The sequence below is a fragment of the Streptomyces sp. NBC_00028 genome (genome assembly GCF_045041065.1).
Classification (GTDB): Bacteria; Actinomycetota; Actinomycetes; order Streptomycetales; family Streptomycetaceae; genus Streptomyces.
Genome location: NZ_CP108293.1, coordinates 2,401,256 through 2,425,974, shown reverse-complemented (window position 1 = coordinate 2,425,974; position 24,719 = coordinate 2,401,256). Strand labels below are relative to the sequence as shown.

General features: G+C 70.0%; 19 protein-coding genes. 10 read left to right on the top strand and 9 right to left on the bottom strand.

Features of this window, described 5'->3' with window-relative positions:
- Positions 1-254 precede the first annotated feature (254 nt).
- The 5 genes from OG885_RS10760 to OG885_RS10740 all read left to right on the top strand — a co-directional run bounded on the left by OG885_RS10760 (position 255) and on the right by OG885_RS10740 (position 7,022).
- Positions 255-1,145 (top strand): FAD binding domain-containing protein, encoded by an 891-nt coding sequence (locus OG885_RS10760; RefSeq protein WP_405729649.1) that lies wholly within the window; start codon positions 255-257, stop codon positions 1,143-1,145.
- Positions 1,145-1,714: a (2Fe-2S)-binding protein gene (locus tag OG885_RS10755; protein WP_405729646.1), complete on the top strand. Its 570-nt coding sequence runs from the start codon at positions 1,145-1,147 to the stop codon at positions 1,712-1,714. The genes OG885_RS10760 and OG885_RS10755 overlap by 1 nt, the downstream gene beginning before the upstream one ends.
- 2 nt (positions 1,715-1,716) lie before the next feature.
- On the top strand, positions 1,717-4,104 hold the full coding sequence (locus OG885_RS10750) for a xanthine dehydrogenase family protein molybdopterin-binding subunit (RefSeq protein WP_405729643.1): 2,388 nt from the start codon (positions 1,717-1,719) through the stop codon (positions 4,102-4,104).
- A gap of 266 nt (positions 4,105-4,370) precedes the next feature.
- Positions 4,371-5,828, top strand: coding sequence for an NCS2 family permease (locus OG885_RS10745; protein WP_405729640.1), 1,458 nt, complete (start codon positions 4,371-4,373; stop codon positions 5,826-5,828).
- 39 nt (positions 5,829-5,867) lie between these two features.
- Positions 5,868-7,022 (top strand): XdhC family protein, encoded by a 1,155-nt coding sequence (locus OG885_RS10740; protein ID WP_405729637.1) that lies wholly within the window; start codon positions 5,868-5,870, stop codon positions 7,020-7,022.
- Positions 7,023-7,033: 11 nt separating this feature from the next.
- Here the strand turns inward: OG885_RS10740 and OG885_RS10735 are convergent, their stop codons facing one another.
- Genes OG885_RS10735 through OG885_RS10725 form a run of 3 tightly spaced genes read right to left on the bottom strand, consistent with a single transcriptional unit; the run spans position 7,034 to position 10,256 of the window.
- Entirely contained in the window at positions 7,034-7,999 is a 966-nt protein-coding gene (locus OG885_RS10735) for a hypothetical protein (protein ID WP_405729634.1), read from the bottom strand.
- 2 nt (positions 8,000-8,001) lie between these two features.
- Positions 8,002-8,976, bottom strand: coding sequence for an AAA family ATPase (locus tag OG885_RS10730; RefSeq protein ID WP_405729631.1), 975 nt, complete (start codon positions 8,974-8,976; stop codon positions 8,002-8,004).
- Entirely contained in the window at positions 8,973-10,256 is a 1,284-nt protein-coding gene (locus OG885_RS10725) for a toll/interleukin-1 receptor domain-containing protein (RefSeq protein WP_405729628.1), read from the bottom strand. The genes OG885_RS10730 and OG885_RS10725 overlap by 4 nt, the downstream gene beginning before the upstream one ends.
- A 122-nt stretch (positions 10,257-10,378) precedes the next feature.
- Between OG885_RS10725 and OG885_RS10720 the strand changes: the two genes are divergently transcribed.
- Complete coding sequence (locus OG885_RS10720; RefSeq protein ID WP_405729625.1) at positions 10,379-15,109, top strand: DNA/RNA helicase domain-containing protein; 4,731 nt, start codon at positions 10,379-10,381, stop codon at positions 15,107-15,109.
- 3 nt (positions 15,110-15,112) lie between these two features.
- On the opposite strand, the gene OG885_RS10715 is transcribed toward OG885_RS10720, so the two are convergent.
- Positions 15,113-15,553 carry an SRPBCC family protein gene (locus OG885_RS10715; RefSeq protein ID WP_405729622.1) on the bottom strand — a complete coding sequence of 147 codons (441 nt, stop codon included), beginning with the start codon at positions 15,551-15,553 and terminating at the stop codon, positions 15,113-15,115.
- A gap of 127 nt (positions 15,554-15,680) precedes the next feature.
- Between OG885_RS10715 and OG885_RS10710 the strand changes: the two genes are divergently transcribed.
- On the top strand, positions 15,681-16,694 hold the full coding sequence (locus OG885_RS10710) for a DUF2278 family protein (RefSeq protein WP_405729619.1): 1,014 nt from the start codon (positions 15,681-15,683) through the stop codon (positions 16,692-16,694).
- 72 nt (positions 16,695-16,766) lie between these two features.
- The gene (locus OG885_RS10705; RefSeq protein WP_405729616.1) at positions 16,767-17,984 is read left to right on the top strand and encodes a cytochrome P450; all 1,218 of its coding nucleotides are present in this window, start codon (positions 16,767-16,769) and stop codon (positions 17,982-17,984) included.
- Positions 17,985-17,990: 6 nt separating this feature from the next.
- Here OG885_RS10705 and OG885_RS10700 read toward each other — a convergent pair whose 3' ends face one another.
- From OG885_RS10700 to OG885_RS10690, 3 genes are all read right to left on the bottom strand, one after another.
- Positions 17,991-18,779, bottom strand: a complete 789-nt coding sequence (locus OG885_RS10700) for a polysaccharide deacetylase family protein (RefSeq protein ID WP_405729613.1) — start codon at positions 18,777-18,779, stop codon at positions 17,991-17,993.
- Positions 18,780-18,844: 65 nt separating this feature from the next.
- On the bottom strand, positions 18,845-20,287 hold the full coding sequence (locus OG885_RS10695) for a family 43 glycosylhydrolase (RefSeq protein ID WP_405729610.1): 1,443 nt from the start codon (positions 20,285-20,287) through the stop codon (positions 18,845-18,847).
- 46 nt (positions 20,288-20,333) lie between these two features.
- Positions 20,334-21,833 carry a family 43 glycosylhydrolase gene (locus tag OG885_RS10690; RefSeq protein ID WP_405729607.1) on the bottom strand — a complete coding sequence of 500 codons (1,500 nt, stop codon included), beginning with the start codon at positions 21,831-21,833 and terminating at the stop codon, positions 20,334-20,336.
- Between the two features lie 152 nt (positions 21,834-21,985).
- Between OG885_RS10690 and OG885_RS10685 the strand changes: the two genes are divergently transcribed.
- Positions 21,986-22,399, top strand: coding sequence for a (2Fe-2S) ferredoxin domain-containing protein (locus OG885_RS10685; RefSeq protein ID WP_405742680.1), 414 nt, complete (start codon positions 21,986-21,988; stop codon positions 22,397-22,399).
- 59 nt (positions 22,400-22,458) lie between these two features.
- Here OG885_RS10685 and OG885_RS10680 read toward each other — a convergent pair whose 3' ends face one another.
- Positions 22,459-22,659 carry a hypothetical protein gene (locus tag OG885_RS10680; protein ID WP_405729604.1) on the bottom strand — a complete coding sequence of 67 codons (201 nt, stop codon included), beginning with the start codon at positions 22,657-22,659 and terminating at the stop codon, positions 22,459-22,461.
- A gap of 222 nt (positions 22,660-22,881) precedes the next feature.
- On the opposite strand from OG885_RS10680, the gene OG885_RS10675 reads away from it, so the two are divergent.
- Complete coding sequence (locus tag OG885_RS10675; RefSeq protein ID WP_405729601.1) at positions 22,882-23,577, top strand: alpha/beta fold hydrolase; 696 nt, start codon at positions 22,882-22,884, stop codon at positions 23,575-23,577.
- A 13-nt stretch (positions 23,578-23,590) separates the two neighbouring features.
- Here OG885_RS10675 and OG885_RS10670 read toward each other — a convergent pair whose 3' ends face one another.
- On the bottom strand, positions 23,591-24,706 hold the full coding sequence (locus OG885_RS10670) for an FAD-dependent monooxygenase (RefSeq protein WP_405729598.1): 1,116 nt from the start codon (positions 24,704-24,706) through the stop codon (positions 23,591-23,593).
- Positions 24,707-24,719: the final 13 nt, after the last annotated feature.

Genomic DNA, 24,719 nt, shown 5'->3' with positions numbered 1-24,719 from the left:
TCCCAGGTCACGCCCAGTGTGTCGCGCGTTTCCACAGGAAAACATGGAGGTTACTGAGGGCCTCCGTTCATACGAATCTACAAGATGCCCGCCCCGACCAGCCAACTCCTTCAGAGTTTCCGTGACTGACCCCGTCGGAGCACGTCGCTGTGTACTGGCCCCACTCCGCGTGAACAACACATGAACGAGCCGGGCCCGCCGCACACGATCTGGCTCGATCCGTACCACCCACGAGACGCAGAAGAGAGCCGGTCATGGACTTCCTTCGCCCCGCCAGCTGGGAGGAGGCGCTCGCCGCCAAGGCCGAGCACCCCACCGCTGTGCCCATTGCGGGCGGCACCGATGTGATGGTCGAGATCAACTTCGACCACCGGCGGCCCGAGTACCTGCTCGACCTGAACCGGGTCACCGACCTCACCGAGTGGGAGGTCGGCCAGGACTCGGTGCGGCTCGGCGCCTCCGTCCCGTACACCCGGATCATGGAGAACCTCCGTGCCGAGCTGCCGGGCCTCGCCCTGGCCTCGCACACGGTGGCCTCCCCGCAGATCCGCAACCGCGGCGGCGTCGGCGGCAACCTCGGCACCGCCTCCCCGGCCGGTGACGCCCACCCCGCGCTTCTCGCGGCCGGCGCCGAGGTCGAGGTCGAGTCGGTGCGCGGCTCGCGCCTGATCCCGATCGACGACTTCTACACCGGAGTGAAGCGCAACGCGCTCGCCTCCGACGAACTGATCCGCGCGGTCCACATCAAGAAGGCCGACGGCCCGCAGCAGTACTCGAAGGTCGGCACCCGCAACGCGATGGTCATCGCGGTCTGCGCCTTCGGTCTGGCCCTGCACCCCGAGACCCGCACGGTCCGCACCGGCATCGGTTCGGCGGCCCCCACCCCCGTTCGGGCGAAGGCCGCGGAGGAGTTCCTGAACGCGGCGCTCGAAGAGGGCGGCTTCTGGGACAACGGAAAGATCATCACCCCGTCGGTCGCCAAGCAGTTCGCGGACCTGTGCTCCGCCGCCTGCAACCCGATCGACGACGTCCGGGGCACGGCGAGCTACCGCCGCCACGCGGTCGGCATCATGGCCCGCCGCACGCTGACCTGGACCTGGGAGTCGTACCGCGGCACCGCCGCCCGCACGGAGGGAGTCGCGTAATGCGCGTCAATTTCACGGTCAACGGCCGTCCGCAGGAGGCCGACGACGTCTGGGAGGGCGAGAGCCTCCTCTACGTCCTGCGCGAGCGCATGGGCCTGCCCGGCTCCAAGAACGCCTGCGAGCAGGGCGAGTGCGGCTCCTGCACGGTCCGCCTCGACGGGGTGCCGGTCTGCTCGTGTCTGGTCGCGGCGGGCCAGGTGGAAGGCCGCGAGGTCGTCACGGTCGAGGGGCTGGCGGACTTCGCCAAGCAGCGCGCCTGCGGGTCCACTTGCGGGACCCCGCTCGACGAGGCCAAGCAATGGGCCGCCAAGGGTCAGGACTCGCAGACCGGCGAAGGCGCCGAACTCGCCCCGATCCAGCAGGCGTTCATCGACGCCGGCGCCGTGCAGTGCGGCTTCTGCACCCCCGGGCTGCTGGTCGCCGCCGACGAGATGCTGGAGCACAACCCGAACCCGACCGACGCGGACATCCGCGAGGCGCTCTCGGGCAACCTGTGCCGCTGCACCGGCTACGAGAAGATCATGGACGCGGTCCGCCTCGCGGCCGCCCGGCAGTCTGAGGCGGTCTGACCATGGGTACGACTGGTACGCCCACCAACATCACACAGGGCTCCAAGACCAAGGGCGGCATCGGCGAGTCGACGCTCCGCCCGGACGGCACCCTCAAGGTCACCGGCGAGTTCGCGTACTCGTCCGACATGTGGCACGAGGACATGCTCTGGGGCCAGATCCTGCGCTCCACGGTCGCACACGCCGAGATCGTGTCCATCGACACGAGCGAGGCCCTCGCCCTGCCGGGTGTCTACGCCGTCATGACGTACGACGACCTGCCGACCGACGTGAAGAACTACGGCCTGGAGATCCAGGACACCCCGGTGCTCGCGCACGGCAAGGTACGCCACCACGGTGAGCCGGTCGCCATCGTCGCCGCCGACCACCCCGAGACCGCGCGCCGCGCCGCCGCCAAGATCAAGGTCGACTACCGCGAGCTGCCCGTCATCACCGACGAGGCCTCCGCGACCGCGCCGGACGCGATCCTGGTCCACGAGGGCCGCGACGACCACCACATCGGTCACGTCCCGCACCCCAACATCGTGCACCGCCAGCCGATCATCCGCGGCAACGCCGAAGAGGCCGCTCGGCGCGCCGACTTCGTCGTCAAGGGCGAGTACACCTTCGGCATGCAGGACCAGGCCTTCCTCGGTCCCGAGTCGGGTCTCGCGGTGCCGGACGAGGACGGCGGCGTCCACCTCTACATCGCCACCCAGTGGCTGCACAGCGACCTCAAGCAGATCGCCCCGGTCCTCGGCCTGCCCGAGAGCAAGGTCCGGATGACGCTGTCCGGCGTCGGCGGTGCCTTCGGCGGCCGCGAGGACATCTCGATGCAGATCCACGCCTGTCTGCTGGCGCTGCGCACCGGCAAGCCGGTCAAGATCGTCTACAACCGATTCGAGTCCTTCTTCGGCCACGTCCACCGCCACCCGGCGAAGCTCTACTACGAGCACGGGGCCACGGCTGACGGCAAGTTGACGCACGTCAAGTGCCGTATCGTCCTCGACGGCGGCGCCTACGCCTCCGCGTCCCCCGCGGTCGTCGGCAACGCCTCCTCCCTCTCGATCGGCCCGTACGTGGTCGACGACGTCGACATCGAGGCCATCGCCCTCTACACCAACAACCCGCCCTGCGGCGCCATGCGCGGCTTCGGCGCGGTCCAGGCCTGCTTCGCCTACGAGGCCCAGATGGACAAGCTCGCCGACCAGGTGGGCATGGACCGGGTCGCCTTCCGTCAGCTCAACGCGATGGAGCAGGGCACGATCATGCCGACCGGCCAGCCGGTCGACTCACCGGCCCCGGTCGCCGAACTCCTGCGCCGCGTCAAGGCGATGCCGCTCCCGCCCGAGCAGCAGTGGCTCGCGGCCGGCGAGCAGGCCGACGTACGGCAGCTGCCCGGCGGTCTGTCCAACACCACGCACGGCGAGGGTGTCGTCCGCGGTGTCGGCTACGCGGTCGGCATCAAGAACGTCGGCTTCTCCGAGGGCTTCGACGACTACTCCACCGCCAAGGTCCGCATGGAGGTCGTCGGCGGCGAGCCCGTCGCCACCGTCCACACGGCCATGGCGGAGGTCGGCCAGGGCGGCGTCACCGTCCACGCGCAGATCGCCCGCACCGAGCTGGGCGTCACGCAGGTGACCATCCAGCCGGCCGACACACAGGTGGGCAGCGCCGGTTCGACCTCGGCCTCACGCCAGACGTACGTCACCGGCGGCGCGGTCAAGAACTCCTGCGAGCTGGTCCGCGAGAAGGTATTGGAGCTCGGCCGCCGCAAGTTCGGCTCGTACCACCCGGCGTGGGCGACCGCTGAGTTGCTGCTCGAGGGCGGCAAGGTCGTCACCGACGGCGGCGAGGTCCTCGCGGATCTGTCCGAGGTGCTGGAGGGCGAGACCGTCGAGGTGGAGGCCGAGTGGCGGCACCGCCCGACCGAGGCCTTCGACCTCCGCACCGGCCAGGGCTTCGGCCATGTCCAGTACTCCTTCGCCGCGCACCGCGCGGTCGTCGAGGTGGACACCGAACTCGGCCTGGTCAAGGTCATCGAGCTGGCCTGCGCCCAGGACGTCGGCAAGGCGCTCAACCCGCTGTCCGTCATCGGCCAGATCCAGGGCGGCACCACCCAGGGACTCGGCGTCGCGGTGATGGAGGAGATCATCGTCGACCCCAAGACCGCCAAGGTCAGGAACCCCTCCTTCACGGACTACCTGATCCCCACCATCCTCGACACGCCGACCATCCCCGTCGACGTGCTCGAACTCGCCGACGACCACGCCCCGTACGGGCTCCGTGGCATCGGCGAGGCCCCCACCCTGTCGTCGACCCCGGCCGTCCTCGCGGCGATCCGGAACGCGACCGGGCTGGAACTCAACAGGACGCCGGTCAGGCCCGAACACCTCACGGGCACGGCGTAACCGCCCAGTTGAAGCTCTCCGGGCGGCGCAGGGAACGTCACAACCTCCACCGCGCCGCCCGGAGCACCAAGTGCCGCACCGCTCGCGGTACTTGAGCAAGTACCCCGAGTCCCGCACCTTTCGCGGAACTTGACCGATCACCCGTACCACATCTGTTCGTTCGTCTCGGGCCGTCCCCCGGGTCGTGCGGCCGAAGCACCTTCCCAAATCCCGCAGCCGCAAGGGCGGTTGACGGGGGCCCCTGTGAACCTTGGGAGTAGGCCCACATGACCCAGCAGTCACTGGAGCCGGAGACCGTCGCCGACGACGCGGGAGAAGGCACCCGCGTCCCGGCCGGACGGTCCTGGCTCGACCGGTACTTTCACATATCCAGGCGGGGATCCACGGTCGCGCGCGAGGTGCGCGGCGGCGTCACCACCTTCATGGCGATGGCGTACATCCTCCTGCTCAACCCCCTGATCCTGTCCGGCAAGGACGCGGCGGGGGACACCCTCGGCCAGAAGGCCCTCATCACCGCGACCGCGTTCGCGGCGGCCTTCACCACACTGCTGATGGGCTTCTTCGGCAAGGTGCCGCTCGCCCTCGCCGCCGGCCTCTCCGTCTCCGGCGTCCTGTCCTCGCAGGTCGCCCCGCAGATGACCTGGCCGCAGGCCATGGGCATGTGCGTGATGTACGGCGTCGTCATCATGCTGCTGGTCGTCACCGGCCTGCGCGAGATGATCATGAATGCCATTCCGCTGGCCCTCAAGCACGCGATCACCATGGGCATCGGTCTGTTCGTCGCCCTGATCGGCTTCTACAAGGCCGGCTTCGTCCACCAGGGCAAGGCGACCCCGGTGGCTCTGGGCCCGACGGGCGAACTGGCCGGCTGGCCGGTCCTGCTCTTCGCGGCGACCCTGCTCGCGATCTTCATGCTTCAGGCCCGAGGCGTCCCCGGCGCGATCCTGATCGGCATCGTCGGCGGCACGGTCCTGGCCGTGGCGCTGAACGCCCTCGACGTGATCGACCCGAAGCAGTGGGCGAGCGGCGCCCCCGAACTGCACGGCAGCGCGGTCTCGATGCCGGACTTCTCGATCTTCGGCGACGTCGAGTTCGGCGGCTGGGGCGAGGTCGGCGCGATGACGGTCGGCATGATCGTCTTCACGCTCGTCCTGGCGGGCTTCTTCGACGCGATGGCGACGATCATCGGCGTCGGCACGGAGGCCAAGCTGGCCGACGAGCAGGGCCGGATGCCGGGCCTGTCGAAGGCCCTCTTCATCGACGGCGCGGGCGGCGCGATCGGCGGCGTGGCGGGAGCCTCGGGCCAGACGGTGTTCGTGGAGTCGGCGACGGGAGTGGGCGAGGGCGCCCGCACGGGCCTTTCCTCGGTCGTCACCGGCCTGTTCTTCGCGGCGTGCCTGTTCTTCACCCCGCTGACGGCGATCGTGCCGGGCGAGGTGGCGGCGGCGGCCCTGGTGGTCATCGGCGCGATGATGATGATGAACGCCCGGCATGTGGACTGGGCGGACCGGGCGACGGCGATCCCGGTCTTCCTGACCGTCGTCATCATGCCGTTCACGTACTCGATCACGGCGGGCGTCGCGGCCGGTGTCATCTCGTACGTCGCCATCAAGGTCGCCCAGGGCAAGGCGCGGGAGATCGGGGCCTTCATGTGGGCCCTGACAGTGATCTTCTTCGTCTATTTCGCCCTCAATCCCATTGAGAGCTGGATGGGCGTGCACTAGCCGCCCCCTGTACACCACCTTCCGTTAGGAGACCGAGAGATGCTGGACATCGCCGAAGAGCTGCACCGGTGGGTCGAGCAGGGACGCGACTTCGCCGTGGCCACCGTGGTGGCCGTCGGCGGCAGCGCCCCTCGCCAGCCCGGCGCCGCCCTCGCGGTCGACGCCGACGGCACGGCGATCGGCTCGGTCTCCGGCGGTTGCGTGGAGGGCGCGGTGTACGAGCTGTGCCAACAGGCGTTGCAGGACGGCGAGACGGTCCTGGAACGCTTCGGCTACAGCGACGACGACGCCTTCGCGGTCGGCCTGACCTGCGGCGGCATCATCGACATCCTGGTGACGCCGGTACGGGTGGGAGACCCCGTCCGTGAGGTGGTCGTCGCGGGCCTGGCGGCCGCGGCGGGGGGTGAGGCGGCGGCGCTGGCGCGGATCGTCTCGGGCCCGACGGAGCTGACGGGCCGCGCGCTGCTGGTACGCCCCGAAGGTTCCTACGACGGCGGCTTCGGCGCCCACCCCGAGCTGGACCGCACGGTCGCGGCGGAGGCGGGCGCGTTCCTGGACGCCGGCCGCACGGGCACGCTGGAGATCGGAGAGCAGGGCTCGCGTTGCGGAGCACCGCTCACGGTGTTGGTGGAGTCCTCGGTCCCGGCCCCCCGGATGATCGTCTTCGGCGCGATCGACTTCGCGTCGGCGCTGGTACGGGTGGGCAAGTTCCTCGGCTACCAGGTCACGGTCTGCGACGCCCGTCCCGTCTTCGCCACGAAGGCCCGCTTCCCGGAGGCGGACGAGATCGTCGTGGAGTGGCCGCACACGTACCTGGAGCGGACGCCGGTCGACGCGCGCACGGTCCTGTGCGTCCTGACCCACGACGCGAAGTTCGACATACCCCTGCTCCAGCTGGCGCTGCGCCTGCCGGTGGCGTACGTGGGCGCGATGGGCTCCCGCCGGACCCACCTGGACCGCAACGAGCGCCTGCGTGAAGTCGGCGTGACCGAGCTGGAGTTGGCCCGGCTGCGGTCACCGATCGGGCTGGACCTCGGGGCGCGTACGCCTGAGGAGACGGCGTTGTCGATCGGGGCGGAGATCGTCGCCAACAGGCGTGGGGGGAGCGGGGTTTCGCTGACGGGGGCGCATACGCCGATCCACCATGACGCGACGACGTCTCTTCCGGGCCGGCGGATCGGGTCGGTGGCCTGAGCGCCGCTGCTTCAGCCGTTGTGCATGCGGACCCAGCCGACCGTGGTCCTGCGGTCCCAGGGGACCATAAAGACTCGGCCGGTGGCCCAGGTGGGCCAGCGGTGGCGGGGGTAGGGGAGGAAGAGGACGGGAGCACAACTCGCACGGGTGAGCCCGTCGAAGAAGCGTTCCCACTCTGGCCGACCACCTTGCCGGGGGTGGGCCGGGCCGCCTAGGCCCAGATCCGTCAGGATCAGCACCCGGGTTCCGGACGGGGGCGGGGTGTAGGTCTGCCACGCCCAGCGGTCACCCGGACCTGCGCCACCCAGGGGCGAGTCCTCGAAATAGAGGACCTCCGTCGTGTTCTGGCCGACGGTCCTGCGGATCCTTGCCGCAAGCTCGTCCTGGTCCCGGTAAAAGGGCTGCATGCCGAAGCCCCGGTCCACCAGGACCTGGACGCCGAAGCGGAGGGTCGGGGTGGGGCAGCGGGGCAGGACGCTCAACGGCAGGCCCTTGGCCAGCCGGTCGACGGCGCGGGGGATGTCCACGTCTCCGTCCGGCTCCCAGCGGGAGACGGCGGCTTGGACGATCGCGGACGCCGAGCGAGGCGCGAGGAGCGGCTGCCGCAGCGCTGGCGGACCGGTGCGCGCGGCGGTGCGCAGTGAGGGTGTTGTCCACACGACCGGCGGGCGGCCTCCCCGTCCGAGCGGAGTCAGCAGTTGCGGTCCTGGTCCCGTGGCGGGCATGGCGACGGCGGGTACTGGTGGGCCGGGTGCCGGGGGGGTCTGCGGAGTACGTTCGCCCGACTCCTCGACGGGGGGCGGAAACCGGGGCCGCGGATCCGGCGTGGTTGCCACGGGCGGTCGTACGGTCTCCTCCTCGGCAGCCGTGGTGACGCCGAGCAGTTCGGCGATTGCGCGCACGGTCAGCGGGTCACCGCGGCCCGCTGCGGCGACGGCCCGGGCAAGGTCGCCGAGCCAGATGCCGGACGAGGACACGGTCAGCCCTCCGGTTGCTGCGGCTTGAGCAGGGTGAGCTGCTTCAGCTCCGGCCACAGCGGGTGCCCCGTGTCGATCGACAGCTCCTTGCAGGCCCGAAGGGCGTCCAGGAACTCCGCGGTGCTCGGCGGCCGTAGCCCTTTCTCCTTGGCGTGCCCGCGGGTTTTGAGCAGGGCGTCGGCGAGTTCCTTGGCCAGGTCGCGGTCGGCTTCGGTGAACTCGTCGGCCTCAGTGGTGAAATGGGCCTTGGCGATCTCCACCAGCCGGTCCTGGTCGGGCTCCTTGAGCGCGAGCACCACACAGCGGCGCAGGAACGCCTGCGGGAGCTCGCGTTCCTCGTTCGTGGTGATGACCACGAGATGCTGTCCTGGTTCGCCGTCGACGACCAGCGTCCTCTTGAGTACCTCCTGGCCGGTCTCCTGAACCGTGAACCGATTCGAACCAAGCGGTACGAGAAGGCTGTTGGGCATGTCGGGATCGGCCTTGTCGATCTCGTCGATCAGAACGACGGCGCAGTGTCGTTTGCGTTCCCGGTTGACCTCGTGCCAGGGGTCGACGCGTTGGTCGCCTCCCTCGCCCGTGGCCGACTCGGGGTCGAACGCCCACCACAACGGACCGGGTGTCACATAGCGCTGGTCCCTCAACTCGGTGCCGTTGTGCCGCACTTGTGCATCGCTGAGGCGACGCACGTGGTCGTACGTCCACAGCAGGTCCCGGCCCTGCGTACGGGAGGTGACGACATGCTCGTAGTAGCGCCACTCCTTGGTGCGAGCGATGTGCGCGGCCAGCGAGGACTTGCCGGAGCCCGGCTCCCCGCGCAGCAGCAGCGGGCGTCCGGTGGCCAGTGCCACCTTGATCGCCAGCTCGATCCGCTTGTGCGTGACATAGCCGAGTCCGTCGCGGCGATCCGGTGCCTCCCGGGGCGGGGTGACGGGGGCGTCCCCGGCGTCCGCCTGCGCGAGCTCTTCACCGGTCATGCGATTACCTCCCGGCCGTTGAGGCGATGGGGCAGGTCCATGAGGTCGTAAGTGAGTTGATAGCCGAGGTCCTCGTCGTCCTCGGAGAGGTCCGGCAGTACCACGAGATCAGCCAGCCGCGGTGACCGCTGCGCGCGGACGGGATCGGACTCGTCCGTGAGCAGCACGATGAGCAGCCAGGGGAACAACTCGTGCAGCCGGGCCACGATCCGCTCGATCAGCCGAGGCCGCACCTCGTGGACGTCGAGGATGAGACAGTGCAGGTAGTCCTTGCGCGGGCGGAATGCACGCGGGTCCTTCTTGGGGCGGGCGTTCACCATCTGGCGCACCGCCTCCTCGCACTGCCGCATGAAGTCGTCGAGCGCGTCCTCCCCCATGGGGATGCCGCCCGCGGTCCGGTACTGGTAGGACTCGGTCCGTCTGCACATGGCACGGTCGACGTACTGCCCTGCGGTCAGGGTCTCGCGGGCGTTGAGCGCGACAAGGTGTTTTGAGACGAGCCCCTTGGGAGGGATCAGCCGACGGGCCACCGCCGCGTCGATCCAGGTGGGGGTGATCAGGGGGATGAGGCGCGTCAGCGTGCTGTCGGTCATGCTGCGCGCGATCTCGTGGACGGCGGCCCTGAGCCCCTCGAGCGTAGCGGTGGCGAGCATGTGGTGAGCCAAGAGCTCGCCCCCGCCCGCGAACGCCCCCAGCTGGAGAAGGTCCTCTTCTCTGATCCCCAGTGCGCGACCGGTGGCTATCAGCGCCCTGGGCTCGTCGACCGTGTTCAGCCGCCGTGCCACGTCCTCGATCCAGCACCGCATGTGGTCGGTCTCGTGCTGTACGTCGGGCAGCTTGGCGAAGTGCCCGAGGACCCGCTCGACGATGCCATCGGCGTAGCTGCCGTCTGCCGCGTCGTAGGGGATCGTTTCGTACTGCAGGGGCAGCAGTTCTTCGAAGTCGTTCTTCACCAGGTCGTCCGCCGACACGTCACCGATCAGCACGGGGAGGACCCGCAGCGACGGACACAGCGCGCGTCGCCACATCAGGATGTTGACCTCGCGCCGTACCCACGGCGACGTCAGGGCGGCGGCGTTGAGGAAGACGATGGCGACATCGCACTCGGCGATCCACAGCATCAGCTGTGGATACCACTCCTTACCGGGATGCAGCCTTTCCTTGTCCAGGTTCACTTCGTAGTTCCGCTCCGCGGTGCTGAGCCCCTTGAAGACGCGCATGGTTATCTGCCGGGCCAGCGGGTCGGCTCCGAAGCTGTGACTGATGAACACGTTGATCATGGGCGTTGAGCACCCGCGTCATCCGTGCGACGGCATGTCAGCCTGCTTCCCCCGAGCATGTTCACGCACCGATTCTGGCGGACGGTCGTGTCGCGGGCAAAGGACTCGGAGATACTCGGGGCGTGGACGGGGAGAACACCGAACGGGAGCTCTTCGAGGAAGCCTTGCCGCTGCTTCGGCAGTTGTTCGGTGCGGGCGCGGAGAGGTTCGGCCCGCCCGCATCCCGGCGGGCGGCCGAAGAGCTGGTGTGGCAGGTGGTGCGGTGGACGCCGCCCCTCAGTGAAGCCCTCTTCGGCGGCACTCCAGAAGTGCCGGAATTGGTAAGTATCTTGGCCAATGCCGTCCAGGCCCTGGCGGGACGGCGGGCAGCGGTGGGCCTCCGTCGACTGGCTCCCAGGGAGCTGTCCCACATGCTGCTGACCGAGGTAGCGCCTACGGGGCTGCCCGGGCCGCAGGAACGGGAGATGCGACGGCTGTTGGACGCCGTCTGCCGTCTGGTGCTCGACTTCCTGGAGGGTGCCGATGCGTCAGACGTCGACTTCGAGCGGCTGTACAGGGAGCACGTCGAGGCCGAGTACGGCAAGACCGGACTGACCGTCCCCGTCGGCGAGTACTACGGGAGGCCGCTGCACCTGGACTATGTGCGGTTGTCGGTGGAGCACCCCACGGCGGACTCCGGACCGAGCCGGCGACCACTCGAAGAAGCTGTGCGGCATCATCGCAGGCTCCTCTTGTTCGGCGGAGCCGGAGCAGGCAAGACGACCGCACTGCGCCGACTTGCCGTTCAGGCCGTCCGGCCGGGCGGGGCGGAGCCGTTCGACGATCCCGGACTGGTGCCGTTCTACCTGCCCGTCCGCCTTCTGGCCCAGTACGAACGCTTGCCGAGTCCGTCGGACTTCCTCTCGCTGGTGGACTGCCCGCTCACTGCACCTCAGGGTTGGGCTCAGGGAGTGCTGACGGAGGGGCGCGGGCTCCTGCTGATCGACGGGATGGACGAGGCCCCGGTGGGTGAACGGGCCCGTCTGCGCAGATGGATGGGTGACCTGTACCGGGACCATCCCCGCAACCGCTGGATCGTCACCGCCCGTCCGGTGGCCATCCCCGGGGGATGGCTGGCCGATCTCCAGTTCAGGGACGAGCGCCTAGCTCCCTTCTCGGAAGCCGATGCCCGTTCATTCGTACGGGGCTGGTACGAGGCTCAGCGCAGGGTGAAGCTGCCGCGCGCCCGGAGCATCGCTCGGGAAGCATCCCTTCTGGCCCTTCTGAGCGAGCGCGCCGACCTGGCGCGACTGGCGACCAATCCCTTGATGTGCGTCGTCCTGTGCGCGACATACGACGACCGCCGGGGGGGACTGCCCCGCGCTCGTGCCGAGTTGTACATGATCCTGGTGGCCAGATTGCTGCGCCGACGGGATGAGGAGCGGTTCACTCCGCTTCCTCCGGCGCATGGCTGGTCGGAGGAGGAGCAGGCTGATCATCTGGGGGAGCTCGCCTACTGGATGATCCGCAACGGACAGAACACCGTCGCCTACGACCAGGCCCGTAGGGTGATCGACTCCGCGGCTCGGCGCACGACGCGGGCGCCTGATCCGAACGAGGTGCTGACGTACCACCTCACCCACTCGGGAGTGCTGCGCTCACCCGTCGAGGGAGCCGTCGACTTCGCGCATGTGCTGTTCCGGGATTATCTGGCGGCCCGCTCCCTGGTCGCCAACGGCGACTACGGGCTGCTGGTCGAGCATGCCCACGACGTTCAGTGGCGAGACGTCTTCCTCTGTGCCGTGGGGCTCGCAAGCCCCCAGGACCGGTCTTCGCTGCTCGAACTCGTCCTGGAGCGCGCCGGCGCGGCGCGACAGCGCGAAGACGCTCTGCCTCTGTACCTGCTGGCCGCGGCCGGTCTCGCCGAGGCGGATGACATCGATCCCCAGCTGGCGGACGCGATCAGGGCGAGCATCGAGGACCATCTCCCACCGCGCACCGCCGAGGAGGCAGCCGCGTTCGCGAGCCTCGGCAGCGCGGTCCTCGACCTGCTCCCGAATCCGGACGAGGTGCCCACGCACCAGACCGGCGCCTTCCTGAATCTCCTCGCTCATGTCCCGGGCCCTGCCGCCGAGGCGGCCGCTCGTCGCTTCACTCGACGTCCACGTCGCACCACCTCCCGCACGTTCCCGCAACCCGCCCCTGGCGCCCGCCGGCTGGCCGTCGCTCTCAGCATCGCGACCCGCATCGAACCCGAGTTGATCCGAGCCGTCCGGCTCCAGATGTTCCCGCTGCTGGACGCGGGGGACGAGGCGGACCTCTGGTTCAGCCCTTGGACCGCGGCGCAGACACCCCATGCGATGGCGCTGCGCACGGAGTTGCTCCCGGCCTTGCGCGAGGAGCTGGCAGCGCGGCTCGCGGCGAGTGCGCCGGACGACCCGATCCAGAAGCTCGGTTCGGTGGTGGCGCAGGTGCACGCACACATCTCGCCCGCGCTGGGCATCGAGGAGCGCCTCAACTGGCTCGACGTGACAGGCGCGTTGGCCTCCCAGAGCGGCTCCTCGACCGCCGACGCCGAATTGCAGCCCGCCCTGCGTGCGCTGGTCGAGGAGCACCGCGAGGGCATTGCCGACTGGCTGGCCGGAGCGTGGCCTCGACTGCCCGAGTCCGTACGGGAGAGCACAGCGGCCTGGCAGTTGCTCACGGCCGCTGTGCACAGAGTCCCCGACATCGCCCTCGAACCGAGGCCCGCCCCGCCCGGGGTGACCGCGGCCGACGTCGCCGTCATCGTCGACGCGGTGGGTGACGCCGTACTGACGGTGTCGCGGTCCGGCGACACGCTCACGCTGGGGGCCGGAACGGCGACCACGCAGGACGCGGCGATCCTGGTACCGGACACGGACCCACGGGTGGTCGAGGTGCTGGGCGAGGACACGGACGACTTCCGGACGGTGACAGTCGGGCCGGGGGAAGAGCGGTCCATACGGGTGGGGGCCGGGGCGGTGCGCCTGCGGACACCGCGCGGAGACGTCTACGAACTGATGCCGACGGGCGCGCAGGGGAACGCGGAGGAACCCGGCGAACAGCGTGACCCGCAACCACGTGACGGCAGGTACCTCCACCGGACGACCGCCGACGTCCTGGCACAGAGGGTGTACGAGATCGCGACCGAGGTGTGGCAGGCGGAGAGCCAGAAGCCCGGCGCAGGCGTGCCCGACTCCGCCCGTCTCTCCGAACTGCACGGAAATTACGCCGCGTTGTCCGATGCGCTGCTGGAAGCGGGCCTCGAAGACGTTGAGGTGATCCTGGGTGAACTGGGGGCGCCGGGCGACGAACCCGCCGATGTGACGCTGGGAGGGCATCATCCCGAGAGCGGCGAAGTCTCCTACGTCTGCCTCGAGGTGAGGATGTGGACCAACTTGCATGCCCATGCGGACGAGCCGCGGCTGGTCACGCTCGACGGAGGCAGTGAAGCAGTCCATCCCATGGAACGGGCTCGTGACCGCAGGACCAGGCTGATCGCCACGAATGTGGCGCTGGAGCACCGCGCCGTGAACGTCGAGGCGGCGGTGTACCTCCCGAACGCCTCTCTCGACAGCATGACGACGATCTCGGGCGAGCTCGGTTCCAGGGACGACCGCGCGCTGTTCGTGTCCTATCTTCGATCCCGCCTGGCTCCCCGGCCCGGGGCGGACGCGGCGGACCTGCTGGTGTCCGGTGCCCGTCGCAGGCTGCCCGGAGTGCTGGAGACCGTCGCGGCCGGCGTGCTGCCTCCGCCCTTCGAGCCGATCGGGCCACAGACGATCGCCGTGGGGCGGGTGATGACGGCCCTCCGCCGGCGGTGGCAGCAGGTCTTCGTCGTGACGGGAGCCGCGGGCACCGGAAAGACCGCCATGGCCCTCAGGATCGTCGCGGAGGCGCGGGAGCTCGGAGTCACCGCGCTCCACCTCTCGGGGACACCCGCCTTTCGGCAGAGCCTGCGAGAAGCGCTGGGCGGCGTTCACCTGGTTGTGGCGCCCCGCGAGTTGGCTGCCGAGGCGGCCAGGCTCTCGCGGCCCTCCAAGCCCGGCGTGTTGGTCTTCGACGACGGTCAGAGCCTGCGACCCGGGGCCGTCGGCTCCAGATCCGACCGCTTCCGGATGGACGAACTGATGTCCACCGCAGTCGTGTCCGTCTTCGTCCTCGACGAGGAGAGCACGCTCAGCCCCGGTGCGGTGGGAACCGTCGCGCTGATCCGCGAGGCCGCCGAGGCACGGCTCCTGCCGGTCGAGGTGGTGGCACTGAACGCCTCCGTCCGCACCGGCGGCAGTACCGCCTACCCCCGTTGGGTGTCGGCCCTCCTCGCCTCCGACGGGAACGCCACGTCCTGGACTCCGGACGGCCGGCACACCGTCCTGACAGCGGACGGCCCGGAGGAGATGGAGACGTTCCTGAAGGCGCGCCGGGAGCAGGGCGGCATGACCACCCGGACGACGGCGGGAATCTGCTGGCCTTTGACTTCCGGCTCGGCATCCGGCGGTGTGCGTGTGGGGAAGTGGCGGCGCCCCTGGTGGTTGCCGCGGCACGATGCGCTCACCGAAACCGTCGGCAGCGCGTACGACGTCCATGGCTACGAGTTCGACTGGTGCGGCGTCCTCATCGGTCCCGACTTCGTCCATCGTGACGGCCGCTGGACCACCGTACGCGAGGCCAGTCTCAACCCCGAACTGAGCCCTGACGCGGCCACCGACCGGCAGGCCGACCGCCTGATCAGAAACGCCTACCGTGTCCTCCTCACCCGCAGCAGAACAGGCATCGTCCTCTTCTCCACGGACCCGGAGACCCAGGAGGCCCTACGGCGACTCGTACCGGGCCGCGTCTCCGACCACGGATGAGCCTCACCCCCTCCTCAACAACCGATTCACCGCCCGCCCGAACACATACCGAGCCACCCTCCGCGTCACCGGATCCACCGCCCCCGGCAGAAACCGGAACCCCAGCTCCTCCCGCCACACCACCCGACTGCGCCCACCCGGCCCCGGCGCCACCTCGATCTCCGCCCACCCGGTGACGACCCGCCCCCGCTTCTCCAGTCGGCAGAAGCCGGATGAGGAATCCGTCGGCGGACGCCACACCGTGACCTGCATCCGGTCGTCGAAGGCCAACGGGCCGAGCCCCGTACGTGCCACGAACACCGTGCCGACCCCCGTCGGCCCCGCCGTCTCGACCGTGACGCGGGTCAGCGGGACCACCTCGCCATGGCGGGGCCATTCCGTGAGGCGGTGCCAGGTTTCGGCCAGGGGGAGCGGGGCCGTGCGCGTGAGGGAGAAGGTGACCACGTAGTGATCTTAGGGAATCGGGGCAGTTCAACCGCGTATTCACGGGAGCTCACAGAGCGGGTGCCGGCGGTCTACGATTTACCCCACAGGTGGGCATTCCGCCCATCAGCAGGGGGAGTTGATCGCCATGCCACTGAAGGCCTACGGCGTACTGATCACCCGGGCCGTCGACACCCGCCGCGAGGGCGCCGTCGACACCCCGCACTACCAGATCCATCTCACCGACGACCAGGGCGTCCACTACCGCGCCGCCGTCAACGTGCTGTCCCAGGAACGGCCCTCCGAGCTGCTCTACCTCGTCGACGAGGACTTCCGGCACCCGGTCACCGCCCGGCTCGCGGGGCTGGCCGGCGGGTGGAACACGCTGCCGTCCGGGCCCGGCGGGCCCAACCTCGACTTCGTGCGCGGCAACCTCTTCGACCCGGCGAAGATGCGCACCCTGCCCCCGGACCTCCCCGGCGACGGCAACGACCTCGCCGACATCCTCGACCACTACGTACGACGGGCCGTCGCCGACCCCGACGCCCGGCTGTATCTCTTCGGTGAGCGCTTCGGGCCCGAACCCGGCGTCAAGGACAAGGTGTTCGGCTTTCTGCCGGGCAACGGGGTTCATGACCTCCATATGAACCAGGGCAACAGCCGCCGCTTCCGCGGGGACGACGGGGTCTGGCAGGACGGGGGGATTCTCGTCCACTTCCCGGCGCAGGAGCGGTGGGTCGGGATCTTCCTCGCCTTCCAGAGCCAGGCCTGGCACACCGACGACGTCACCGGGCACGCCCTCGACGACGTCGACGGCAACCGGCCGGAGCCGGGCACCCTGCCCGTGCGGATCGTCGCCGCGCTCGTCAACCCGCCCGGCCCCGCGCCCGAGGCGGAGACCGTCACGCTGCTCAACGCCTCACCCGATCCCGTCGATCTCACCGGGTGGCGCATCGGGGATCGTCTGGGGCAGAAGTCCGCGGTGCCCGCCGGGACGCTCGCCGCCGGTGCCTGTCTCGCCGTACCGCTCGCCGAGGGCGGGGCCCAACTCGGCAATCATGGAGGGGAGATCACACTCTTCGACGCCTCGGCGCTGAAGGTCCACGGCGTCTCCTACACCAAGGAACAGGCCGCCCGGGAAGGCTGGTCCGTCGTCTTCTGAGCCCTTCCGCACCCGTACGGCAGTACGCCACCATGAGCCCACCCGCATCGCACCACCGGCCGGAGGGTCCCCGTGGAACGTGAACTGCCGGGAAAACGAGACGAGTTGCAGCGCGATCCGTATCCGCACTACGAACGCGCACGGCGGACAGCCGGGCTGACCTATGTCGCCGAGCTGGACGCCTGGCTGGTCGCCCGTGATGCCGAGGTGCGCGAAGTCCTGCGCAGGACCGAGGACTTCTCGTCCGCCAACGCGCTCGTCCCCGACATCCTCCCGGGGCCCGCCGCGCTCGCCGTGCTCGGCGGCGGCTTCGGCGGGCGGCCTGTCGTCGTCACCTCCGACGGTTCCCGCCATCAGGAGCTGCGGGGGCCGCTCGTGCGGGGGCTGTCCCCGGCGCGGGTCGCCGCGGTCCTGCCGTACGCCGCTCAGCGCGTCGCCGAGCTCGTCGGTAGCTTCGTCGACGCGGGCGAAGCAGAGCTGATGGGGGCCTACGCCCAGCGGCTGCCCGGCGATGTCATCGGGCGGATCGTCGGGCTCGACCCCGCCGAGGTCCCCGCGGTGGTGCACGGCGGGCACCGTGCCGAGGAACTGCTCTTCCGGCCGTTGGAGGAGAGCGAGCAGATCGCCGCCGCCGAGGACGTCGTCGACATGCAGCGCATCCTCGAACGGTACGTGCGGGAACGGCACGCCTCACCCCGCGAGGACCTGGGCAGCGAACTCGTCGCCTCCGTGGTCGAGCCCGGCGGTGAGATTACCCTGGAACAACGCCATGAACTGGTCGCCCACCTCCAGAACCTGCTCATCGCCGGGCACTTGACGACCACCGCCCTCATCGGCACGACCGTCCTGCACCTGTTGCGGCACCCCGAGCAGTGGGCGCTGCTGTGCGCCGAGCCCGAGCGGATACCGGGCGCCGTCGAGGAGGCGGCCCGGTACGACAGCGCGCTCCAGGGGTTCCGCCGGGTCACCACCCGGCCTGTCTCCCTCGCCGGGACCGAACTCCCGGCAGGGGCCGCGGTGTTCGTGGCCTTCGGCGGCGCGAACCGGGACCCGGACCGGCATGAGCGGGCCGACACGTTCGACATCAGCCGCACCCCGGCCCGTCATCTCGCCTTCGGCTTCGGCGCGCACGGCTGTCCCGGCGCGCAGCTGGCCCGCGAGCAACTGCGGCTCACGCTGGAGGAGTTGACCAGGCGACTGCCGCGGCTTCGGCTTGCGGAGGGTGAAGCCGTCGAGATGCGGCCGACGATGATCCACCGGTCCCCGCTCCGCCTCCACCTCGCCTGGTGAGCGGCGTCAGCGGTACACCTTCCCCGGCTCCGCCTTCCCGGGCGCCAGCAACTGCGGCACGGTCACGAACACATACCCGCGCGCCTTGAGCGCGTCGATGATCCCGGGCACGGCCGGGACCGTCCCGTCGTAGAGGTCGTGCAGCAGGATGATCCCGTCGCGGGAGGCCTGGGCGAGGACGCGTTCCTGGATCAGGGCCGAGTCGGTCGTCGTGTAGTCCTTGGCGGTGACCGTCCAGAGCACCTCCGACATGCCCAGTTCCTCGCAGATGTCGTGGACGGCGGTGTCGGTGCGGCCCTGCGGCGGGCGCATGAGGGTGGGGCGCTTCCCGGTGAGGCGCTCTATCTCCCGGTTCGGGCGCTCCAGCTCCTCACGTATCTCGTCCGGCTTCAGCCGGGTCAGGATCTTGTGGTCCCAGGTGTGGCTGGCCACCTCGTGGCCCTCGTCCGCCATGCGCTTGACGAGCTCCGGGTACTTCTCGATGTGTCGCTTGCCGAGGAGGAAGAAGGTCGCCGGGACCTGCTTCTCCTTGAGGATGTCGAGGAGCTTCGCGGAGTGCTCGCTCGGTCCGGCGTCGAAGGTGAGCGCGATGCACTTGGTGTGACGGCAGTCGACGGTCCCGAAGCGGGCCTGGGCGGTGGCCGTCGCGGCCTCGGCCCGGGCGGCGCTGGGCGCGGTCGTGTCGACCTTCGCGCAGCCGGTCAGCGACAGCGCGAGACACGCTGCCGCCGCCGACATCAGCGCCGCTTGGAACCTGTTCCCCGTTTTGTGCATCTGGTGGGTGAGAGATGGCATGTCCGGACTATACACAGCGATTATACTCGCGGTTTATAGTCTATTCGGTCATGCCTTCGGGCTGGTTATTGCGCGTAGAACGTGGCGTCCCCCCGGTCCGTCGCCGTGGCGGGCGTCTGCACGTAGAGCAGGTAGTCGTAGTGCCGGATGTACCGGCCCGCGTAGTTGTACGACTCGTACGAGGCTCCCGCCGAGTCGGCCAGCCCGGACCGCTGGTAGAAGCTCGCGTCGGAGGCGAAGGCGGACGTGCCGTCGTTCTTCTCCACCCACACCTCGAAGTTCTTGTGCCGCAGGTAGTAGCCCGGGAAGTTCGCCGACTCCAGCGAGACCGTGCCGGTGCCCGCGAGACCGGTGACCACCCGGAACTGTGAGTCCGCGAGCGGCGAGACGTTCGCCTCGATCTTCGCCCGGTACTCCCAGTGGCGGATGAACCGGTCCGCGAAGTTGTACGACGAGAAGCGCCGCGGGGTGACACCGTCGGCGACCGGGATGCCGAAGTCCGGGGTGCCGTCCGCCTTCCAGTAGACCTTCTGCACCCGGGTGCGACGGTTGGGGTCGTTCAGCGGGTCGCCGCTGATGTCCTTGTAGCTGCGGTCGTGGTAGACGAGGATGTCCGACTTGCCGTCCTCGGAGGTGGTGAAGGAGTTGTGGCCCGGGCCGTACTGCGAGGTCGCGGCGCTCGTCTGGAACACCGGGGTCGAACTCTTCGTCCAGGACGCCGCGTTGGTCAGATCGGCCGTCGCCGACGCGGTCAGCATCCCCAGGCAGTAGTTGGCGTCGGTGGCCGAGGCCGAGTACGTCATGAAGACCTTGCCGCCGTGCTGGATCACCGCCGGGCCCTCGTTGACCTTGTAGCCGACCGTCTCCCACGACAGCGTCGGCTGCGAGAGCTCGACCGGAGTCCCGGTGATGGTCCAGGGGTTGGCCATCTTCGCGAGGAACAGGCTGGTGTTGTTGTTCTCCGACGGGTTGCGCTGCGCCCACGCCAGATACCGCACACCGTTGACGACGAAGGTCGTCGCGTCCAGCGAGAAGCTCTCCCAGGTGGTGGTGATCTGGCCCTTCTCGGTCCAGGTCGCGGTCAGCGGGTTGGCGCCGGTGCCCTCCAGGACGTACATGCGGATCGCCCACACGTCACTGGTCGAGCCGGCGGCGAAGTACACGTACCACTTGCCGTCGATGTAGTGGATCTCCGGCGCCCAGATGTGCGCGCCCATCACACCGCTGCTGTGCTTGGTCCAGATGGTGACCTCGGAGGCCGTGCTGAGGCCCTGGATGGTGGTGGCCCGGCGCAGCACGATGCGGTCGTACTCGGGGACGGTCGCGGTGAAGTAGTAGTAGCCGTCGGTGTGTTTGAAGATGTGCGGGTCGGCCCGCTTCTCGGCGATCGGGTTGGTGTAGGTCACGGCGGGGGAGTCGGGTACGGCGGCCTGGGCGGGGGCGGTGCCCAGGCACGCGGTGAGCGCCACCAGCAGAGCCAGTAGCAGGCGAACGGCGTTGCGTCTCAAGGGAGTTCTCCAGATACGCGATCAGACGGGGAGCGGGGGGAGAAGGTCAGGTCGTCGGAACGAGGCGCCATTGCTGGCAGTTGTTGTTCAGCCAGGTCCACTGCCGGACGTCGGAGCCGTTCGCGGTGCCGCAGTCGGCGACGTCGGCGACCTTGCCGGTGGACTCGTTGACGATCCGGACGTAGTCGCCGGTGGCGGTGAACACCAGCCGGAAGCGCTGGCACTTGTTGTTGAGCCAGGACCACTGGCGGATGTCGGCGCCGTCCGAGCCGGAACAGTCGGCGATGTCGGCGACCTTGCCGGCCGCCACGTTCACCAGCCGGTTGGTGTCGTCGGCGAGGTCCTCGATCCGCCACTTCTGGTTGGTCCCGCCGTTGCAGGTCCACTGGAAGATGTCGGTGCCGTCGGCGGTGCCGCCGCCGTTCACGTCGAGGCACTTGCCGCTGTTGCGGTTGACGAGGGTGTACGACGTCGGGGTCGCCGCGCTCTCGCCGGACGGACCGGGCAGGGAGGTGCCGAGGGCGACGGGGGTGCCGAAGTTCGGGGTGCCGTCGGCGTTCCAGGTGAACTTCTGGGCGCGGGTGGTCCGTCCGTTGCCGCAGCCGCCGGAGGACGACGAGTTGGCGTGGTAGACGATCCAGTTCTCGGTGCCGTCGGGGGAGCTGAAGAAGCCGTTGTGGCCGGGGCCGTACACGCCGGCCGCGTCACTGCGCTGGAACACCGGTGACGAACTCTTCGTCCACGACGACGCGTTGAGCGGATCGGAGCCGGTCAGCTCCAGCATGCCGAGTTTGTAGTCGGCCGTCTGGCAGGAGCTCGCCGAGAAGGTCAGGAACGTGCGGCCGTTGTGGTAGAGCGGCTCGGGGCCCTCGTTGACGGGGGAGCCGGAGGTCTCCCAACTCGCCGTCGGGCTGGAGATGATGGTGAAGGTGCTGCCGGCCAGCGTGTACGGATTGCTCATTGGCGCGATGACAAGGCTCTGCGTACTGCCGTTGATGAAGCCGCTGCCGACGAGGTACAGGCTGCCGCCGTGCTCCAGCACGCTCGCGTCGATCAGCCAGCCGTTCGGGCTGAGGTTGGACCCGGTGAGCGTGTTCTTGTAGGTGTACGGGCCCATCGGGTCGGTCCCGGCGCTCTCCAGTACATGCGTGCGCTGCGAGTCGCAGCAGGCCACCCCGCTCTGTCCGGCGGAGTAGTAGACGTACCAGTGGCCGTCGAAGAAGTGCATCTCCGGCGCCCAGATGTTGGTGTTGCGGGTCGAGGTGGTGTCCGACCACACCTGCACGTTGGGTGCGGTGGCCAGGCCCGCCAGCGTCGGCGACTTCCGGATGCCGAGGATGCCGGTGAACGTCGTGGTGATCAGGTAGTAGTTGCCGTCGTAGTACTCCAGCCAGGGGTCGGCGCCCTTGGAGGACTTGAGCGGGTTGGTGTACGGGCGGCCCTCCGCGGCCTGGGCCGGCTGGGTCACCGCCACGAGCGCGAGCAGCAGGCCGAGCACGCAGGCGAGCAGTGCTCCGCGGTGCTTCCCGAGGTGAGTCCGAGGCATACGCGACCGTCCCTGTCCGTAATTTCGAACGTAGTTCGTGATTCCGGTCAGAAGATAGGGATGGGGCATGTTCCCGTCAACGGTTTCGTCATACGTGGTGCACGTACGATCTTCAAGATCGATGGTGTTGTCGGGAGGGGACTGAAGTGAGCGTGCCGAAGAGCCGGGCCGTGTTCGGGGCCGCCGGCGCCCGGCCGTGCACCCTCGTCCTGTGCCGGGGCTGCTGCTGCGGTGACGCGCGCAAGCACCCCGGTGTCGACCACGAGTGGCAGCTGGACCGGTTGCGGGCCGCCGCCGCGGAGTCCGGCGGCCGGCTCGCGGTCCGTACGACCGACTGTCTCGGCCCCTGCGACCAGGCGAACGTCCTCGTCGTACAGCCCTCCGGCGAGGGGCGGCGCCGCGGCGGGCGGGCGACCTGGATCGGCTGGTCCGGCGACGACGCCTGCACGGACGACGTACTGGACTGGGTGGCGGCCGGCGGCCCCGGCCTGGCCGAACCCCCGGCCACCCTCACCCTCCAGTTCATCAGCCCGCCCCGCCCGGAACTCCGTCGCGCCCGGCGCTGAGCGCGCGACGGTGGGGAGTCGGTGCGTTCGTCGGCCTCGTCGGTGTCCGACGGGGACGGTCAGCCGATCAGTCTGATCACCGGCGGCCACAGCACGTTGCGCGCCCGTAGCAGGGACGGCCCGAGATGTTCCGGGCACACCGGCAGCGGGAAGTCGACGTACCGGCCGATCTCGAAACGGGCCCGTGCGGTGCACGTCAGCCCTTCGTCGGAACCGGCGAACTGCCCTTTGCAGAGCGGCGTGTCGGAGGACTCGCGCATGGTCACCTCGTCACCGCCGGCCGGTACATACCGCCACGCTAAGAAGCCCCCGCCCGGCCTGCCCGCAGGGAGGGCCCGTCCGGGTGAGCCGGGCCGCGCGTCACGACAGGGCCGCGCTCGGCGAGCTCATCCACGACAGCGGCCGGCATGTCCCCGCGGGGAAGGAACCCGCACACTGACTGCGGCACACTCACACACGCACACCGGAGCGAAAGGCATTCCGTGCAACTCCACACCCGTGAATGGGGCACCGGCGACCGGACGGCCCTGCTCGTCCACGGCATCATGTCCGACTCCCGCACCTGGCGCCGCGTCGGACCGGCCCTCGCCGAGCGCGGCTACCGGGTGCTCGCGGTCGACCTGCGCGGCCACGGCCGTTCGCCGCGCGGCGAGTACACCCCGCGGGACTTCGCCGACGACCTCGTGGACACCCTGCCGCCCGGCGCCGACGTGATCATCGGCCACTCCCTCGGCGGACTCGCCCTCTCCCTCGCCGTGGAGCGGCTGCGCCCGCTGCGGGCCGTCTACTCCGACCCGGCCTGGTCCTCACCCGACCCCGAACAGCCTCTGGACCCCGAGACGTTCGCGTCCGGCAAGAACGTCACACGGGAGCACATAGCCCGGTCGAACCCGCGTTGGGACCCCGCGGACGTGGACGTCGAGGTGGCCACGCTGGCCGACTGGGACGCGGACACCTCGTACTTCCTCGACGGCCGCCCGCTCACCGGCTTCGTCCCCGACCGCCCGGCCGTGCCGTCCCTGGTCCAACTCGCCGAGCCCAGCTTCCTGGTGGGGGCGGCGGACGTGACGCGGCTGCGGGCGAGCGGTTTCGAGGTGCGCACGGTCGCCGGGGCGGGCCACACCATCCACCGGGACGACTTCGACGGGTTCATGAAGTCCCTGGACGGCTGGATCTGAGCGACGCCGGGGATCAGGCCGCCAACTCGCTGTTCCAGTCCAGCAGTCGTACGAGATCGTCCTCGCCCGGGCGGGGCGCCCCGGTGGGGCGGTCGCCGCGGGAGAGGGCGCCGCTGACCGCGATGTTGTGCTCCACGCGCGGGCGGCGGAGCGCCTCGTAGCGGGTGAGCGCGGCGTCGAGATCCGGGGTGTCCCGCAGCGACTTGGCGAGCACGACGGCGTCCTCCAGCGCCATCGACGCCCCCTGGCCGGTCGCGGGGGACGCCGCGTGGGCCGCGTCGCCGACGAGCAGGGTGCGGGCGGAGCGCCAGGGCGTGCCGGCGGGGATCTCGGCGGCGTCGGTGACGAGGACGTCGTCCTGGGTGGCGGCGACGATGTCCGCGGCCGGGCCGGCGTCCTCGCGCAGCAGCTCCACCAGCGGCTCGCGCCACCCGCCGGGCGCCTTCGGCGGTACGTCCGCCACGCGCGCGAACCAGTACGTCTCCCCGTCGGGCGACACCGCGTATCCGAACGCGGCCCGGCTGCCGCGCACCATCGTGATCTGCTCGGCGGCGCCGGACGGGCGGGCGGCGCCGGTGTAGCCGTAGAACACGCGCTGCCCGGCGTAGCGCGGGCGCACGCCCGGGGCGATCGTCTCCCGAACCGTGGAGTGGAGGCCGTCGGCGCCGACGAGGAGGTCGGCCGTCGTACTGCCCCCGTCCGAGAAGCGGGCGGTGACGCCGCCCGGGCCCTCCTCGACGGAGGTCAGCCGCGCCCCGTGCCGGACGTCGATGCCCCGGCGCACCGCCTCCGTCTGGAGCGCCGCGTTGAGGTCGCCGCGGCGTACGCACCGGAACCGCAGCAGCGGATCGTCGGCCTCGCCCAGCGGCACCCGCGCCAGCTCGTCGCCCGTCGCGTCGAGCACCCGCATCGAGCGCAGCGGGAACCCGACCGCGCGGACGGCGGCACCGGCGTCCAACTGGGCCAGGGCCCGCATGCCGTTGCTCGCCAGGGTGAGGAACGCGCCCAGGTCCTCGGCCGAGTCGGGATGCGCCTCGTGCACGACGACGTCGGTGCCCGCCTTGTGCAGGGCCAACGCCGTCGCCGTACCGCCGATTCCGCCGCCTATGACCATCGTCCGTATGCGCATGCGATCGAACGTA